The organism is Bacillus sp. FSL M8-0166 (assembly GCF_038008825.1).
In the GTDB taxonomy this organism is placed as follows: Bacteria; Bacillota; Bacilli; order Bacillales; family Bacillaceae; genus Bacillus; species Bacillus safensis.
This window is the reverse complement of sequence record NZ_JBBOZZ010000001.1, coordinates 1,166,440-1,183,740: the sequence shown is the minus strand read 5'-3', so window position 1 is coordinate 1,183,740 and position 17,301 is coordinate 1,166,440. Positions and strand designations below refer to the sequence as shown.

Below are 17,301 nucleotides of genomic sequence, written 5' to 3'. Positions count from 1 at the left end.
TAAAATTTATCAACATAGATATGTAGTTGATATATTACATATGATGGTTCATAAGTCTTTATTTGTCAATATCTAAGTTTGAAAGTTTTATATTTTCTGAAAAGTTCGTTGATACCACTGAAAAAATGTGGTTTAATATGACTATGGAAAATAATACTATATTTAAAATTTTATGTATTTGAAGGTTTTATATGGTCTTTATGTTATTTTTTGATTAAAGGTTGGTGTTAATTTGGATCAAATATTTTGGGTATTTAGATATTAAGTTAATTAAATGTATGAAAAAAGTTGAGGTTACTATGTTATGAAGAACTCAAATAGAAGATTACTATTTCTATTGTAAGTTTGATTAATTTAGATTTTCAATATTCACTGATAATCAGGAAAGAGAAAAGAGGGAGGTGCTCTTTATGAGTATTCATTATGTCGGTATTAGAGAACCAATAAAAGCCTATTTAGAGAAGATGAAAGTTGAGTATGAAGACTACCCTGTTCAAATAATTGATTTGGGAGGAGCTGTTAGTTATGACAAAGAATACTTTATAAATAATACTGATTTTCAAACGGAAACAATTATTTTATCTAATAGGAGGCACACTGTCGAGGATGAACTAGGTTCTCTTGAAAGTGAATTATTGAAAATCTATCAAAATAGTATACTTTATAGGACTTCACCGCTTGATATCAATATAGAACTTTATAGAGGGTGGGCAGGTGCTACTGGAAAATTAATAACTGCATTTTCTCCCGAGGGAGTTAATTGGATCAATACAAAAGATGTTGTAAAGGCATGTTTGATCCCTAAAAAAGATGTTAGGAATCGCGCTGGAAAAGCATATGATTTAACAGGACCAGAGTTAGTAAGTATGAGTAGGCTGAAGGATATCTTCGAAGAGGATTTAGACATGAAAATAGAATTATATTGTAAAAGTAAAGAAGAGGTCATATCAATTTTGTCCCAGAACAATATGCCTTTAGACGTATTAGAATGGTTAGTCGGATTTCAAGAAAATTCTTCTTCAAAACATTTACAGCCATTTACGAACACGCTAGAACAAATAATTGGTCACCCCCCAAATCTGGCACAATTATCTAAAAATACAAATTAGTTATTCTTAAAGGAGGAATAATATATGTTTGTCAAAGACCAAGAAATGACGAGGTATAAATTAGCACCACACATTACACTAGGCAAACTAGAAGACAGTTTGATTGGGTTAAAAGCGCAAACTGTCACCAAAATTGAAGGTGACGGAATTATTGAATTTATTCAAGAAATTTCTAATTATCTCACGAAAGATAATGGGGTTTCAATTAAAGAGCTAGAGGAGAATTTCGAAGTAGAGAGTGATCAATTAAAACATGTCCTCGAATTTTTAGTGACGAATGGAATGTGTGTTAAGACGGATATGACCTTTGATTTGACTGCGCTTTTGTCTTATGAGAGAGCCGGTGGCCAAGTATTAGTTGAAGATATACTAGATCGTTTAAAAACAGGAATTGTTGAAGTTATTACGCGAGATCATAATCCAGTTGCTGTTGAATTCATTCGTCATTTGCAAGAGGCAGGTTTACATGTAGTACTTAAAGGAGAATTAAATAAGCTACCAGATATCAGGGTTGCTATTGGTAACTCTCATTTAGATCCAATTTTTGAAGAAATAAATGATCTAGCATTAGAAGACCACATACCTTGGTTAAGCATTGTGCCATATGATGGACAGACATCTTGGGTAGGTCCATTTTTCATACCACATCAATCAGCTTGTTTACATTGCTATAACCTTCGAAAATCAGCAAACTTTTCTGATGAAGTTTTGCGTTCAGACTTAATGAAAATTAAACCTGTGAACCCTGAAAAGAAGCCGGTTTATCATATGCCGATTCATTTAGTTCAAGTCGGAATTGCAAGTAATTTAATTTTAGAATGGCTCACATTAAAAGATTACGCACCAAGTGCAACACCAGGCGGATTCACAACAATTAATTTAGATGATAAAGGTGTCTCATTTAATCATCACCGTGTTTATAGAGTACCAAGATGCCCAAAGTGTTCTCCAGCTGCAGATACCGGTTTTCCTCAAGTGTGGTTTCATGGTGAGGTGAATAATTAATTATGGCTAATAAATGGACAACGTTAGAAGAGTCATGGGAAATACTTGACCAATTGGCAGATCCTTATGTTGGGATAGTCCGTAGAGAGTATAGAAAACTCAGAGACGTTGATGATATATGGGGTCATTCATATGGAGCGCATGGTACAGACAGTAATATTTTATTTGGGGTACCTTCTAATTCTTATAATGGAGGAGGATCTGCTAATCCAGCTGCAGCCAGATTAGCAGCTATAGGTGAGACGGTAGAAAGATATAGTGCCGCTTATTTACCTTTAAACTCTGATGTTGTATGTTTTGGTACTCAAAAGGACCTAATCAATGAAGGGAAATCAGTAATTGGCTTTGATAAGTGGGAGATGTATGCTGAAACTCAATATGAAGACCCGAATTTTCCTCATAATATATGGAATGAAGATACAAAATTATGGTGGAGAAAAGGTCATATTGCTGAAAATAATGAAGAAGTTTGGACGCCTGCTCAATTAATTCATATTGCAAACTATACTGAGTGGCCAGGAGACCCCAATATTGGTCATGCAACTAGTAATGGACTAGCTTGTGGTATTACATATCAAGAAGCGGCAATCTCAGGTTTATTTGAAACAATTGAAAGAGATGCATTTATGCTTACTTGGTATAACAAGTTAAGTTTACCGAAAATCGATATTAATTCTTCACCTAGATTAAAACATTTCTATGAAAGGTATATTAAACCTACTTCTCTTGATTTGCATTTAATAGACATGACCATTTTTTCTGGTGTTCCTACTATTTTGGCAGTGATAAGAAATCCTCATACAGATTTAGCTCCATTTGCTATTGGCGCTGCCTCTGCTCATTCAATTGAAAGAGCATGTGAGAAAGCTGCAATAGAGGGAATGTATACAAGAACTTGGGTAAAAACAGAACAACGGTTAGGAAACGCCTTAGTGGATGTAGATTATCATCGTGATATCAACAGTTTTGAAGATCATATTAAACTCTATGCGGGAACAGCTATTGTGAAAGAAGCTGATTTCTTAACAGCGAGTGAAAAATTAGTGGACGTTAAAGACTATGCACCGTTTGATGATAGTTCCCCAGACATTTTATGGACTAACCTTGTCAGTCATTTATCAAAACAAGGATATCATGTGGCAACTTTTGATTTAACCAGCCCTGATATAAAAGATGCTGGTGCCTATGTCGTAAAATCAATTGTTCCTGGATATAAACCAATTGACGTTCTATATAGAGGTAGAATGTTGGGTGGAGAACGAATTTTAAAACATTCTTATCATTTAGGTTTAGTAGATAAACCTTTTAAGTTAGAAAAGCTGAATCCAATACCGCATCCATTTCCTTAATTTCGTAGAAAGGTGATTAAATATATGAATAGTATTGAAAGACATGCTACTAATTTGGCTGATGTTGTTTATGGAAACGAAGCATTACGGTTTGATGATCCTTCTGAAAATTGGTTTGAGGCAACAAAAATCTATAGAGGTTCAATGGCATGGGACGCACCTGGTGTTGCAGGGCTGCTACGATCTCAAACTTTGCAAAAGATTGCAACACATGCAAGTAAAAGATTTGATGACCTACCTTTAATTTCACTACCTAAACCATTAAATACAAATATATCTTTAGACGATGTCATTAAGGGACGAAGAAGTGCAGATTATTTTAGCGGGGGGAGTGTTTCATTAGAACAACTCTCAACAGTTTTACAGAAGAGTTATGGATTGGTAGAGCGCAAAGAAGGACCTAGACGCCCTATACCATCTGGTGGAGCACTCTATCCTCTAGATCTATTTATTGTAGCAAGCAAAGTGGATTCTTTAGACAAAGGTGTTTATCATTTCGATCCGTATAGAAAAGGATTGACTAAAATGGGAGATTACTCTGAAAAAGAATTTGAGAAAATAATGTTACAAGAAGAATCCGTGCAAGATTTTGCATTTGCTGTAGTCATTTCAGCTAATTTTTGGCGTTCTCGATTTAAGTATGGACATCGTTCTTATCGCTTCGTTTTTATGGAGGCAGGACATGTCATGCAAAATATGATCCTTCTATCTACTGCACAGAAGATTAATAGTCGACCGTTCGGAGGGTTTATCGATGATGAATTAATGGAATTGATCGGTGGATTTAATGGAGTAGATGATGCCCCAATTTATACATTGATTGCGGGTACTTAAATAAATGATTTCAATGGTAGCAGCTCTAGGGATCCTCATTCATTTTTTGGGTCCCTTAAGCTCTAAAATGGTGATCAAAATCAAGAGAGATAAGCCTATACCCGATCGAAAGTTAATAACATATATCACTCCTCAGAGGAGCTATGATGGATTCACGATTATCGGAGCTTCTATATGCTGTGGAGCATATTCTCAAGAGCTCCTAGTTGAAATTTCAAATAATAAAAATGTTTACGGTATTTTATTCTTCTTTTTATTAGGTGTCCTATTACCGTCAGTTCTATGGAAATTAAAAAACAAAGTTGTTGTATTTAAAGGCAGATATGTTGTCAATGTTGATTCAATCGTTTTTCTTCCATTAACGGCTCTATCAGAAGAATTGATTTGGCGGTTCTTTCTTCCTTTATTATTACTAACAAATTTTGTGGAATCTGTAGCGGTATCAATCTGTATCAGTTCAATAGGATTTGTCTTGCTACATATACCAATAGGCGGTGTTAAGTCTATTGCTTATATGTCGCTTTTTACATTAATTACTGTTATTTCATACTTAACGTTTGGTATTCTAGCAGCGATAGCATTTCATATTTCACATAATCTGTTCATTCATTTTTTTCAACCTCTCAAAATAAAGAACTTCAAAACGAAACCTCCCGTATTATCTGAAACTGATTGGTGAGGCTTTTATAAAGGTGGTAAACCCTGTGATAATACAAGAAAAGATGAAAGAGCTTAAAGGAAAAAGAGCTCTGGCTCAGTCATGGTTTTTGGATCCAGAAAAAAGAAAAATAAGTTCAAATTATGATAATCGAGAAACACCATTTACTCGATTTCTATCAGCCCAAACTTTCATTTCTTATTATCAACTAACATTCAAAAAAAACCCTGTCTCTATTTTAGATATAGGATGTGGACAAGGGCAGATGCTTGAGTATTTATCTAAGCAATTACCTCTAGCTGATTTGACTGGAATTGATTCCTCTGAAGAAGCTATACATTGTGCAAATAAATTGAATATAAAAGCTGATTTTATTTGTACGGATATCAAAAATTTTTCATCACATGCGAAAAGTTATGATGTGATTTTAATACATCTGTGTTTTGGGCTATTTGAAGATCCTTTAGCATTATTAGAACAGGTACTTCCTTATTTATCAAATGAATCTATTATTTATATAGTTGATTTAAATCGAGATAGTATCGAAAGTGGATTGAGTTCAGTTCAGAACAAAGAAGAAGAACGGTATTTATATGATCAATATCACGCTTCATTGACATTATCTGAGTTCGAACAATTACTCACCTATATTACCAAACCTAGAAAAGATATGATGTATAAGATTGGTACTTCTATAATTGGAGGATTTAGCCCATTTAGTATGGAATTTTTATCGTTAATAGGAAATGAAACTTTACAACAAACGTTAAGACAGGTTCCAGACGAATATAGCAGTTCAGAACAGAAGACACCTTTACTTTTACATGCATGGCTTATTAAACAGTCTGGATAAAATAACTCCATGTAAAGATGGTTCTTTCTTTATGTATAATGTGAAGGTTATCCGTTTGCTCTTCGTGAAGTTCAATGTGAATGATCTCTAAATTGCTATGCGCTAAAAAGTTAGAAGGTTTTTTTGAAGTGAGGGAGCGAAGGTAAAGAAATTAAAATTAAACTGCTTATTTCTTTAAGGTTGATGCACTTACCCATTAGGGAATTCTGAAAAAGCTGAAAGTGAAGGCTGTTTACTGATACACTCTTTTCTTCTATATGAATAACCACTCTGTGTCATACAGAATGCTTTTTCGACATAGAAATGACTTAGTGTAGATGTTACTTTCTTTCATAGGGAGCTCTGTTCTTCGCTCATAGTATGCAGCTGCATGATTACCAGCCCGTTCTGTTCAGAGTGGCTTTCTGTTTATATATAAGGAAGAGAGAGGTATTAATGGCAGTGAATATGCTGCAGTAATCGATGAACGAGTACCTATTATAAGGAGGAACTTCATTTGCATAAAAAAATTGGATATGGTATAGTTTTTATGGAAATGCTAACGATTACCGAGACAAGAGTGGGGAAACCCGCTCTTTTGTATTGAACAGGCAATTTTTGTCTCGACATTATTCATCCGTTTTCTGCTCCCCCTGCTCACATAAAGCAGGGTTTTTATGCAGAATGATTGATAAGAGCGTTTATCGAAAGCACAAGGAGGAAGAGAATGAGCAAAAAAGTAGTGGATGTCGTAAGCGAAATGGTACAGCCAATTTTAGATGGCTTACAGCTTGAACTCGTTGATGTTGAATTTGTCAAAGAGGGTCAAAACTGGTTCCTTCGCGTGTTTATTGACTCTGATAAAGGCGTCGATATCGAAGAATGTGCCAAAGTGAGCGAAGCCTTGAGCGAAAAGCTTGATGAGGCAGATCCGATTAGCCAAAACTACTTTCTTGAAGTGTCCTCTCCTGGAGCGGAGCGCCCATTAAAGAAAAAAGCTGATTTTGAAAAAGCACTTGGAAAAAATGTTTTCATGAAAACATATGAACCAATTGATGGTGAAAAAGCATTTGAAGGTGAGCTTACAAGCTTTGATGGTGAGATTGCAACAGTGACAGTGAAGATCAAGACAAGAAAGAAAGAGATCAATATTCCATACGAAAAAATAGCTAACGCAAGATTAGCAGTTTCGTTCAATTAACCTTTTCATTGATATAAGGGGGAACCATAAAAATGAGTAGTGAGTTGTTAGATGCCCTGACTGTTCTTGAGAAAGAGAAGGGTATTAGTAAAGAAATTATAATTGAAGCGATAGAAGCTGCACTCATTTCTGCATATAAGCGTAATTTTAATCAAGCACAAAATGTTCGTGTTGATTTAAACCGCGAAACGGGAACGATTCGTGTGTTCGCAAGAAAAGATGTTGTAGATGAAGTGTATGATTCTCGCCTTGAAATCTCTGTAGATGATGCAGCCAATATTAACCCGAATTACATGGTTGGTGACGTCGTTGAGATTGAAGTCACACCAAAAGACTTCGGACGCATTGCAGCTCAGACAGCGAAACAAGTTGTGACGCAGCGAGTGAGAGAAGCAGAGCGCGGTGTGATCTACACTGAGTTCATCGACCGCGAGGAAGACATTATGACGGGAATCGTTCAGCGAATTGACAGTAAATTTATTTACGTGTCACTTGGCAAAATCGAAGCCCTTCTTCCTGTCAATGAACAAATGCCAAATGAGGAATACAAACCACATGACCGCATTAAAGTGTTCATTACAAAAGTAGAAAAAACAACTAAAGGACCGCAAATTTATGTGTCTAGAACACATCCAGGTCTTTTAAAGCGTTTATTTGAAATTGAAGTGCCAGAAATTTATGATGGTACTGTAGAGCTTAAATCGGTTGCTAGAGAAGCTGGAGACCGTTCTAAAATATCTGTTCGTACAGATGATCCTGATGTTGATCCAGTTGGCTCATGTGTTGGACCAAAAGGCCAGCGTGTACAAGCAATTGTCAATGAGCTGAAAGGCGAAAAAATTGATATTGTCCATTGGTCGAATGACCCGGTTGAATTTGTTGCCAATGCGCTGAGTCCATCAAAAGTACTTGATGTCATTGTGAATGAAGAAGACAAGGCGACAACTGTCATTGTCCCTGATTATCAGCTGTCATTAGCGATTGGTAAAAGAGGTCAAAATGCCCGTCTTGCAGCGAAGCTGACCAGCTGGAAAATCGACATTAAAAGCGAAACAGATGCAAGGGAACTCGGTATTTTCCCAAGAACTGAAGACTCTGAATCTCTTTTCTTAGAGGCTGAACCAGTAGCTGAGGAATCTGACGAATAAGAGGTGATATAAAAGGTGAAAAGCCGAAAAAAAATCCCGCTTAGAAAATGCGTCGTGACGGGAGAAATGAAACCAAAGAAAGAACTGATCCGTGTTGTTCGTTCTAAAGAAGGAGAAGTGTCTGTTGACGCTACCGGAAAAATGAACGGACGCGGAGCTTACCTTTCTCTCGATAAAGAAACTATTCTTGCGGCAAAGAACAAACGCAGTTTACAGCAGCAATTTCAGACACAGATTGACGAACACATATTTGAAGAATTACTAGAACTAGCTGAAAAGGTGAAAAAGCCTAATGAATGAATCTGAATGGTATCCTTTGCTTGGTCTAGCAAATCGAGCTCGTAAAGTCGTGTCAGGAGAAGATCTGGTGATCAAAGAAATTAGACATGCGCGTGCTAAGCTGGTTCTTCTTGCAGCAGATGCCTCATCTAACACAGAGAAAAAGGTATCTGACAAATGCAAATTTTATAATGTTCCGGTTAGAAAAGTTGAAGACCGTTCCGTTCTCGGACGTTCTATTGGGAAAGAAGCTCGCGTAGTTGTCGCTGTCACTGACCAAGGCTTCGCTAAGAAGCTCATAAGCTTGCTCGATTAATTTATTTGGGGGTGAACGAATGGCTAAAGTGAGAGTATATGAATACGCAAAAGCCATAGATGTTTCAAGTAAAGATATTATAGCAGCGCTTAAGGATATGAACGTTGAAGTGAACAACCACATGGCGACGCTTGAAGACGACACTGTGAAAAAGCTAGACGCTATCTATAAAAAAGCCAAAGCAAAAGAGACAGCTAACGAGAAACCCGCAGAACAAAAAAAACAATCATCTAACAAAAACAATGATAGAAAGAAGAATGACGTGCAGAATAATCAATTTAATAAAAACAAAAAAAACAACAACCAAAATAAAAACAAAAACAAACGCGGTGGAAATAACAAACCGCAGCATCAGCAAGCTAGACCTGTGAAGCCTAAAAAAGAGCTTCCTGAAAAAATTGAATTTACAAATTCAATGACTGTCGGCCAGCTGGCTGATGAGCTTGGAAAAGAATCAGCTGAAATCATTAAAAAACTGATGATGCTTGGTGTCATGGCAACGATCAACCAAGAACTTGATAAAGATACAGTTGAATTAATCGCTTCTGAATATGGTGTTCCAGTTGAGGAAGTCATCATTTTAGAAGAAACTGAACTTGAAAAGTATGAAGTTGAAGATAAAGAAGAAGATATGCAAGTACGCCCTCCAGTTGTGACGATCATGGGACACGTTGACCACGGGAAAACAACTCTTCTTGACAGCATTCGTAAGACAAAAGTCGTCGAAGGCGAAGCAGGTGGAATCACGCAGCATATCGGTGCATACCAAATTGAAGAAAACGGCAAAAAAATTACGTTCCTTGATACACCTGGACACGCAGCATTTACAACGATGCGTGCACGTGGTGCCGAAGTAACGGATACGACAATTCTAGTCGTTGCAGCAGATGATGGTGTCATGCCGCAAACAATTGAAGCGATTAACCATGCGAAAGCGGCAGAAGTGCCAATCATTGTCGCTGTCAACAAAATTGACAAACCAACAGCGAACCCTGACCGTGTGATGCAGGAATTAACTGAGCATGGTCTTGTACCAGAAGCTTGGGGCGGCGAAACCATTTTCGTTCCACTATCTGCGAAAACAGGTGAAGGCATTGACGAATTGATCGAAATGATCCTTCTTGTCAGTGAAGTAGCAGAACTGAAAGCCAACCCAAATCGTGCGGCAAAAGGGACTGTCATCGAGGCTGAGCTTGATAAAGGAAGAGGTTCTGTTGCAACCCTTCTTGTTCAAACAGGTACACTTCAAGTAGGTGACCCAATCGTTGTCGGAAATACATTTGGCCGTGTACGTGCAATGGTCAATGACATCGGCCGCCGCGTGAAAACAGCAGGACCATCTACACCTGTTGAAATCACTGGTTTAAACGATGTACCAAATGCAGGGGATCAGTTCCTCGTATTCAAAGATGAAAAAACAGCTCGTCAAGTCGGTGAGGCGCGTGCTTCTAAGCAGCTGGATGAACAGCGTTCAGACAAAGCGAAATTATCTCTAGACGACCTATTTGAGCAAATCAAACAAGGTGACGTAAAAGATATCAACTTGATCGTGAAAGCAGACGTACAAGGTTCTGCTGAAGCATTAACGGCAGCTCTTCAAAAAATTGAAGTCGAAGGCGTAAAAGTGAAAATCATCCATACGGGTGTTGGAGCGATTACGGAATCAGATATCATTTTAGCAAGTGCTTCTAATGCCATCGTGATCGGCTTTAACGTACGCCCTGATGGAAATGCGAAGAGCACAGCTGAGACTGAGAACGTAGATATCCGCTTGCACCGCATTATTTATAAAGTCATCGATGAAATTGAAGCTGCGATGAAAGGGATGCTTGACCCTGAATATGAAGAAAAAGTCATCGGTCAAGTTGAAGTTCGTCAAACGTTCAAAGTATCTAAAATCGGTACAATCGCTGGCGGCTATGTGACTGAAGGAACGATTACAAGAGATAGCGGAATCCGCTTAATCCGTGACGGCGTCGTTATTTTTGAAGGCGAAGTTGACGTGTTAAAACGATTTAAAGATGATGTGAAAGAAGTTTCACAAGGCTATGAATGTGGTATTACCATTAAGAAATACAATGATATCCGTGAAGGCGATGTTCTGGAATCATTCGTTATGCAAGAAATCGAAAGAAAATGATCGGTTATACCGAATGTGAGTGCATGATCTATGATGCATCCTCACTGAAGGAAAAACGTGCGGTTCTTCAGCGTATATTGACAAGAACGCGTCATAAATTCAATGTAACCATTGCTGAAATGGATTACCAGGATACATGGCAGCGTACATCAATCGGAATCGCCGTGATTTCCTCATCTCGGGTTCAAGTGGAAAAGGAGCTTCAGCGTGTATTAAGCTTTATCGATTCTTTTCCTGAAATTGAACGAACGATCACGAAAACTGAGTGGTTTTAATTAGAGGTGATAAGATCATGAGTATGAGAGCAACCCGTGTGGGTGAGCAAATGAAAAAAGAATTGGGTGACATCTTAGGCAGAAAGCTAAAAGATCCAAGAATCGGCTTTTTGACTGTAACCGATGTCGAAGTATCCGGTGATTTGCAAATTGCCAAAGTCTACATTTCTGTTCTTGGCGACGAGAAGAAAAGAGAGGAAACCTTAAAAGGCCTTGCAAAGGCTAAAGGGTATATCCGCTCTGAAATTGGCAATCGAATCAGACTTCGCAAAACACCAGAACTGCACTTTGAATTCGATGAATCCGTGGATTACGGAAACCGAATTGAAAGCCTGATTGCTGAATTAAACACAAAAGATCACGAATAAGACGTTGAAATAAGGATAGGCGATGATCGTCTGTCCTTTTTCATCGTTTATGAAAGGAGAGAACGCAGATGATAAATGGTGTTCTTTTATTACATAAAGAAAGAGGCATGACCTCTCACGACTGTGTGTTTAAAATAAGAAAGATTTTGCACACAAAAAAAGTTGGACATACAGGCACCCTCGACCCAGAGGTTTCAGGTGTTCTGCCTATTTGTATCGGAAGAGCAACGAAGATTGTAGAATACTTAACAGATAAATCGAAAACGTATGATGCAGAAATCACGATTGGCTTTTCTACAACAACAGAAGACCAAACAGGTGAGATCGTAGAAGAGAAAAAGGTGGAAAAGCCGATCTCAGAAAAAGAAATTGATGCGGCGCTGAAGCAGTTTGAAGGAACCATTGAACAAATTCCTCCCATGTTTTCTGCTGTGAAAATTGGCGGGAAAAAGCTCTATGAATATGCAAGAGAAGGCATTGAAATTGAGCGGCCGAGCCGTGAAATTACCATTCACCGTATAAAGCGGACAACACCTGTCACATATGAGAATGGTAGCGTGTCATTTAGATTCACCGTTCAATGCTCAAAGGGAACGTATGTGAGAACTTTAGCGGTTGATATCGGGAAGAAACTAGGGTTTCCAGCCCACATGTCACATCTCATTCGTACAGGGTCTGGCGATTTTATACTTGATGAATGTATCACGCTGGATGAGCTGCGAGATATAAGCGAGGAAGGAACTGTAGATGAGCACCTTGTCCCGATTGAGCGTGCGCTCAATCATTTGCCGAAATGGGAGATAAATGATACATTAGCAAGTAAAGTGGAAAACGGTGCAGTCCTGCCAATGCCTGATGAATTTGCTCATTTCGCAGAGGAGGATCGTGTCGCTGTATTTGCTCCTTCAGGTCGTTGTCTGGCGATATATATGAAGCACCCGACCAAACAGAACCTGATGAAGCCGGCGAAGATCTTATCTCAGGACAAGCAATCTTAAAGAAAAGGTGACATCTCGTGAAGACTATACATATTTCACACCCACATACATTGAATCAAAAGAATCAAGTCCCGTCTGTCATGGCTTTGGGCTACTTTGACGGTGTTCACCTCGGGCATCAAAAAGTCATTGACGAAGCAAAAAGCATTGCGAAAAAAGAAGGATTGGCCTTAGCGGTTATGACCTTTCATCCGCATCCATCACATGTTTTGCAAAAGGCACGGGAACCAAAAGACTTAATTACACCGCTTGAGGATAAAATTGATTTCATCGAACAGCTGGGCGCTGACTATTTATACATCGTGCAATTCAGCGAGAGTTTTGCAGCACTATCTCCTCAAGAGTTTGTGGATCAATATTTGGATGAACTGAATGTGAAGCACGCAGTAGCGGGGTTTGATTTTACGTTTGGCCGTTTTGGTGCAGGCACAATGGAAACGTTCGATGAATACGGAAAAGGCCGTATCACGGCAACCATTGTACCTAAGCTGTCCAATCAAGACCGAAAAGTCAGCTCCACTCTCATCCGTTCCGCATTAAAAAATGGGGATGTTGAATATGTGAGCGAGCTATTAGGAAAACCTTATCAGCTTCGCGGTATTGTCATCCATGGAGACAAACGTGGACGGACGATCGGTTTTCCGACAGCTAATGTCGGCTTATCTGCTGAATACATTATTCCGCCAACAGGGGTATATGCAGTAAGAGCAGAAGTGAAAGGCAAAGAATATGACGGCGTTTGTAACGTTGGCTATAAACCAACATTTTATGAAAAGCGTCCTGATCAGCCTGCCATTGAAGTAAACCTTTTTGATTTTAACGAAGAAATATATGGCCAGCCGATTAAATTACAATGGTTCAAGCGCATTCGCAGTGAACGAAAATTTAACGGAATCCAGGAGCTGACGGCTCAAATCAGTCAAGATAAAGAAGAAGCGATTCAGTTTTTTCAAGATCAGCTCAATCAAACAAAAAAATCATAGAAAAACTGCTCTACCATTTGCAAATTCAGCATATTTTTAGTATGATTATTCCTGTAGCTTTAAAACCACTTACTTGGCAGGCCGACTTCACCGACGGTTGCGAGGTAGATGGGGCTAACATGATTTGGAGGTGAAACAGGATGGCTATTACTCAAGAGCGTAAAACGCAATTAATTAATGAGTTCAAAACACACGAATCTGATACTGGATCTCCAGAAGTTCAGATCGCTGTCCTAACAGAATCAATTAACAACTTGAACGAGCATTTACGTACTCATAAGAAAGATCACCACTCACGTCGCGGTCTTTTGAAAATGGTAGGTAGACGTCGTAATCTTCTTACGTATCTACGTAATAAAGACGTAACTCGTTACCGTGAGTTAATTAACAAACTAGGCTTACGTCGATAATCGTAAAAAGCGGGAGGATTCCCGCTTTTTTATCGTATAATCACTAATATTTTATGGTTAAAATGTTGAAAGAATGGCAAAAACCCTTCTACATACAGCTTTCACATTGATATGTGAAAATCATTTTGTTCATAATAAGAACTAACTAAAACTTTACGATAAGAGAGGAGTTTATCTCAGAATGGGACAAGAGAAACATGTCTTCACCATAGACTGGGCTGGACGTCAACTGACAGTTGAAACTGGCCAGCTTGCAAAGCAAGCAAACGGAGCGGTCCTCGTACGCTACGGAGATACGGCTGTGCTTAGCTCAGCAACAGCTTCTAAAGAACCAAAACCACTTGATTTCTTCCCGCTCACTGTGAACTACGAAGAAAGACTATACGCAGTAGGTAAAATTCCTGGCGGCTTCATTAAAAGAGAAGGCCGTCCAAGTGAAAAGGCGATCCTTGCGAGCCGCTTAATTGACAGACCAATTCGTCCGCTGTTTGCAGATGGATTTAGAAACGAAGTACAAGTCATTAGTATCGTCATGAGTGTGGATCAAGATTGCTCATCTGAAATGGCTGCAATGTTTGGCTCATCTTTAGCTTTATGTGTGTCTGACATTCCATTTGAGGGACCAATCGCCGGCGTTACAGTAGGACGAGTGGATGGAAAGCTGATCATTAACCCAAATGTGGAGCAGCTTGAACAAAGTGACATCAATCTTGTGGTTGCCGGAACAAAAGATGCAATCAACATGGTAGAAGCTGGTGCTGATGAAGTACCGGAAGAAACAATGCTTGAAGCAATCATGTACGGTCACCAAGAGATCAAACGCTTAATCGAATTCCAAGAAGAAATTGTGAAGGCAGTCGGTAAAGAAAAAATCGATATTCCTTTATATGAAGTAGATCAAACGTTAGCAGACGAAGTAAAAGCACTTGCTGAAGCTGACTTGCTGAAAGCGATTCAAGTACATGAGAAGCATGCGCGTGAGGATGCAATCAGTGCTGTGAAAAAAGCTGTAGTTGAGAAGTTTGAAGCAGAAGAACGTGACGAAGCGACGATTAAACAAGCGAAAGATGTATTAAACAAGCTTGTCAAAAACGAAGTTCGCCGTCTAATCACTGAAGAGAAAGTACGTCCAGATGGACGCGGCGTAGATCAAATCCGTCCACTTTCTTCAGAAGTAGGACTCCTGCCAAGAACGCACGGTTCAGGCCTATTTACAAGAGGACAAACACAGGCGCTCAGTATTTGTACATTAGGTGCACTTGGCGATGTGCAAATTCTTGATGGTCTAGGTGTTGAAGAATCAAAACGCTTTATGCACCATTACAACTTCCCGCAATTCAGTGTTGGTGAGACAGGTCCAATGCGCGGTCCAGGCCGTCGTGAGATCGGACATGGCGCACTAGGTGAACGTGCACTAGAACCAGTCATTCCATCCGAAAAAGATTTCCCTTATACGGTTCGCCTCGTTTCAGAGGTATTAGAATCAAACGGATCTACTTCACAAGCAAGTATTTGCGCAAGCACACTTGCGATGATGGATGCAGGTGTTCCAATTAAAGCACCAGTTGCAGGAATTGCAATGGGACTTGTGAAATCTGGTGAATACTACACAGTGCTGACAGACATTCAAGGAATGGAAGATGCACTTGGAGATATGGACTTTAAAGTTGCAGGTACATCAAAAGGTGTAACAGCACTTCAAATGGACATCAAAATCGATGGGCTATCAAAAGACATTTTAGAAGAGGCTCTTCAACAAGCGAAAAAAGGAAGAATGGAAATCCTAGACAGCATGCTGTCAACGATTCCTGCTTCTAGAGGAGAATTGTCTCGTTATGCACCAAAAATCTTAACGATGACGATCAATCCAGATAAAATTCGCGATGTCATTGGACCAAGCGGTAAACAAATCAATAAAATCATTGAAGATACCGGTGTGAAAATTGATATTGAACAAGATGGTACAATCTTTATTTCTTCTACAGAAGAAGATATGAACCAAAAAGCGAAGAAAATCATTGAAGATCTTGTGAGAGAAGTTGAAGTAGGACAGCTTTACCTAGGTAAAGTCAAACGCATTGAAAAATTCGGTGCCTTCCTTGAAATCTTCAGCGGAAAAGATGGACTTGTTCATATTTCTGAGCTTGCGCTTGAGCGTGTGGGCAAAGTAGAAGATGTCGTGAAAATTGGCGATGAATTACTTGTCAAAGTCACTGAAATCGATAAACAAGGCCGTGTGAACCTTTCTCGCAAAGCTGTTTTACGTGAAGAAAAGGAAAAAGAAGAAAAGCAGTCTTAATGAGATCAAATAAAATGTGTTAGAAGCCAGGTATCCGTGCCAGGCTTCTTTCTTTTCTTGCGCTAACAATAGTTCTAGCTTGTTTCTCCCCATCATAATTTGTGGTAAAGGGGAGGGACAACCATTGAAAAAAACGTTACCATTCATTGTGTTTGTATTTTTACTGCTCGTGTCATATCAAACGATGAAGCAGCCGGCTGCTGTTACATATATTGAATCAATGAAAGAGCATGCCGAGGTTGCATCTGTTTCAAAAGATATTTTATATCAGGAGATTGAATCGAAGTCTTCTGACTATGAAGTAAAGGCGCAAAATGCTAAGATTGATAAAGTGTGGAAAAAGATGCCTGGCTTAAATGGACAGACAGTCGATATCGATGCTTCTTACGAAAAAATGAAGAAACAAGGAACATTCGATGAAAAGCTGCTCGTGCTGAAAGAAACAAAGCCATCTACTCATTTACATGAGCTTGGTGCTGAGCCCATTTATAAGGGGCATCCAGATAAAAAAATGAACGCATTCCTGATCAATGTGGCTTGGGGTGACGAGCATTTAATCAACATGTTAAAGACGCTGGAAAAGCATCAAGTCAAAGCGACCTTTTTCTTAGAAGGCAAATGGGTGAAAAAAAGCACAGAGCTTGCTAAAAAAATCGTGGCAGATGGTCATGAAATTGGAAATCATTCATACAATCACCCAGATATGCGCACACTGACAAGAGAACGAGCATTAGAGCAGATAACGAAAACAAATCGCCAAATTGAAGAATCCCTTGGGAAGAAACCAAAATGGTTTGCGCCTCCAAGCGGCAGCTTTAAAGATGAAACAGTCAAGCTTGCCAAACAAGAAGGCATGGAAACCATTATGTGGACAGTAGACACCATCGACTGGCAAAAACCATCACCGGCTATTTTACAAAAGCGGGTGCTTGGGAAAATTCACAATGGGGCGATGATATTAATGCATCCAACAGATGCAACGGCGAAAAGTCTTGACACACTTATCACTCAAATCAAGGAAAGAGGATATGAATTAGGGACGGTTTCTGACCTCCTAAGTGAAAAAAGACATCCGTGATGCGATCTGTTTGTTGAAT

General features: G+C 38.9%; 18 protein-coding genes. All 18 read left to right on the top strand.

Annotation, left to right across the window (positions count from 1 at the left end; all coding sequences use genetic code 11):
• The first annotated feature begins 410 nt into the window (after positions 1 to 410).
• The 18 genes from NSS92_RS06365 (at position 411) to NSS92_RS06280 (ending at position 17,282) form a co-directional block, all read left to right on the top strand.
• Positions 411 to 1,109: a hypothetical protein gene (locus tag NSS92_RS06365; RefSeq protein ID WP_340867169.1), complete on the top strand. Its 699-nt coding sequence runs from the start codon at positions 411 to 413 to the stop codon at positions 1,107 to 1,109.
• 24 nt (positions 1,110 to 1,133) lie between these two features.
• Positions 1,134 to 2,114 carry a TOMM precursor leader peptide-binding protein gene (locus NSS92_RS06360; protein WP_267586275.1) on the top strand — a complete coding sequence of 327 codons (981 nt, stop codon included), beginning with the start codon at positions 1,134 to 1,136 and terminating at the stop codon, positions 2,112 to 2,114.
• 2 nt (positions 2,115 to 2,116) lie between these two features.
• On the top strand, positions 2,117 to 3,463 hold the full coding sequence (locus NSS92_RS06355; RefSeq protein WP_340867168.1) for a YcaO-like family protein: 1,347 nt from the start codon (positions 2,117 to 2,119) through the stop codon (positions 3,461 to 3,463).
• Between the two features lie 24 nt (positions 3,464 to 3,487).
• Positions 3,488 to 4,297 carry a SagB/ThcOx family dehydrogenase gene (locus tag NSS92_RS06350; RefSeq protein ID WP_039178635.1) on the top strand — a complete coding sequence of 270 codons (810 nt, stop codon included), beginning with the start codon at positions 3,488 to 3,490 and terminating at the stop codon, positions 4,295 to 4,297.
• A gap of 4 nt (positions 4,298 to 4,301) precedes the next feature.
• On the top strand, positions 4,302 to 4,976 hold the full coding sequence (locus tag NSS92_RS06345) for a CPBP family intramembrane glutamic endopeptidase (protein WP_267586278.1): 675 nt from the start codon (positions 4,302 to 4,304) through the stop codon (positions 4,974 to 4,976).
• Between the two features lie 25 nt (positions 4,977 to 5,001).
• Positions 5,002 to 5,808 carry a class I SAM-dependent methyltransferase gene (locus NSS92_RS06340; RefSeq protein ID WP_340867167.1) on the top strand — a complete coding sequence of 269 codons (807 nt, stop codon included), beginning with the start codon at positions 5,002 to 5,004 and terminating at the stop codon, positions 5,806 to 5,808.
• A gap of 706 nt (positions 5,809 to 6,514) precedes the next feature.
• Positions 6,515 to 6,988, top strand: a complete 474-nt coding sequence (rimP, locus tag NSS92_RS06335) for a ribosome maturation factor RimP (RefSeq protein WP_003211398.1) — start codon at positions 6,515 to 6,517, stop codon at positions 6,986 to 6,988.
• A 32-nt stretch (positions 6,989 to 7,020) separates the two neighbouring features.
• Positions 7,021 to 8,136: a transcription termination factor NusA gene (gene nusA / locus NSS92_RS06330; RefSeq protein WP_024424140.1), complete on the top strand. Its 1,116-nt coding sequence runs from the start codon at positions 7,021 to 7,023 to the stop codon at positions 8,134 to 8,136.
• Positions 8,137 to 8,151: 15 nt separating this feature from the next.
• Complete coding sequence (gene rnpM, locus NSS92_RS06325; protein ID WP_024424139.1) at positions 8,152 to 8,436, top strand: RNase P modulator RnpM; 285 nt, start codon at positions 8,152 to 8,154, stop codon at positions 8,434 to 8,436.
• Complete coding sequence (locus tag NSS92_RS06320; protein WP_024424138.1) at positions 8,429 to 8,731, top strand: YlxQ family RNA-binding protein; 303 nt, start codon at positions 8,429 to 8,431, stop codon at positions 8,729 to 8,731. Before rnpM ends, NSS92_RS06320 begins: the two co-directional genes overlap by 8 nt.
• 19 nt (positions 8,732 to 8,750) lie before the next feature.
• Positions 8,751 to 10,871: a translation initiation factor IF-2 gene (infB, locus tag NSS92_RS06315; RefSeq protein ID WP_251215444.1), complete on the top strand. Its 2,121-nt coding sequence runs from the start codon at positions 8,751 to 8,753 to the stop codon at positions 10,869 to 10,871.
• Positions 10,868 to 11,146, top strand: a complete 279-nt coding sequence (locus NSS92_RS06310; RefSeq protein ID WP_024424137.1) for a DUF503 domain-containing protein — start codon at positions 10,868 to 10,870, stop codon at positions 11,144 to 11,146. The genes infB and NSS92_RS06310 overlap by 4 nt, the downstream gene beginning before the upstream one ends.
• A gap of 17 nt (positions 11,147 to 11,163) precedes the next feature.
• Positions 11,164 to 11,514: a 30S ribosome-binding factor RbfA gene (gene rbfA, locus NSS92_RS06305; protein WP_007499525.1), complete on the top strand. Its 351-nt coding sequence runs from the start codon at positions 11,164 to 11,166 to the stop codon at positions 11,512 to 11,514.
• Between the two features lie 68 nt (positions 11,515 to 11,582).
• Positions 11,583 to 12,512 (top strand): tRNA pseudouridine(55) synthase TruB, encoded by a 930-nt coding sequence (gene truB, locus NSS92_RS06300; protein WP_340867165.1) that lies wholly within the window; start codon positions 11,583 to 11,585, stop codon positions 12,510 to 12,512.
• 17 nt (positions 12,513 to 12,529) lie between these two features.
• The gene (gene ribF, locus NSS92_RS06295) at positions 12,530 to 13,495 is read left to right on the top strand and encodes a bifunctional riboflavin kinase/FAD synthetase (RefSeq protein WP_267586282.1); all 966 of its coding nucleotides are present in this window, start codon (positions 12,530 to 12,532) and stop codon (positions 13,493 to 13,495) included.
• A gap of 140 nt (positions 13,496 to 13,635) precedes the next feature.
• Positions 13,636 to 13,905 carry a 30S ribosomal protein S15 gene (rpsO, locus tag NSS92_RS06290; protein WP_008354438.1) on the top strand — a complete coding sequence of 90 codons (270 nt, stop codon included), beginning with the start codon at positions 13,636 to 13,638 and terminating at the stop codon, positions 13,903 to 13,905.
• 181 nt (positions 13,906 to 14,086) lie between these two features.
• Complete coding sequence (gene pnp / locus NSS92_RS06285) at positions 14,087 to 16,204, top strand: polyribonucleotide nucleotidyltransferase (RefSeq protein ID WP_048239754.1); 2,118 nt, start codon at positions 14,087 to 14,089, stop codon at positions 16,202 to 16,204.
• Between the two features lie 124 nt (positions 16,205 to 16,328).
• Entirely contained in the window at positions 16,329 to 17,282 is a 954-nt protein-coding gene (locus NSS92_RS06280; RefSeq protein ID WP_267586283.1) for a polysaccharide deacetylase family protein, read from the top strand.
• Positions 17,283 to 17,301 lie beyond the last annotated feature (19 nt).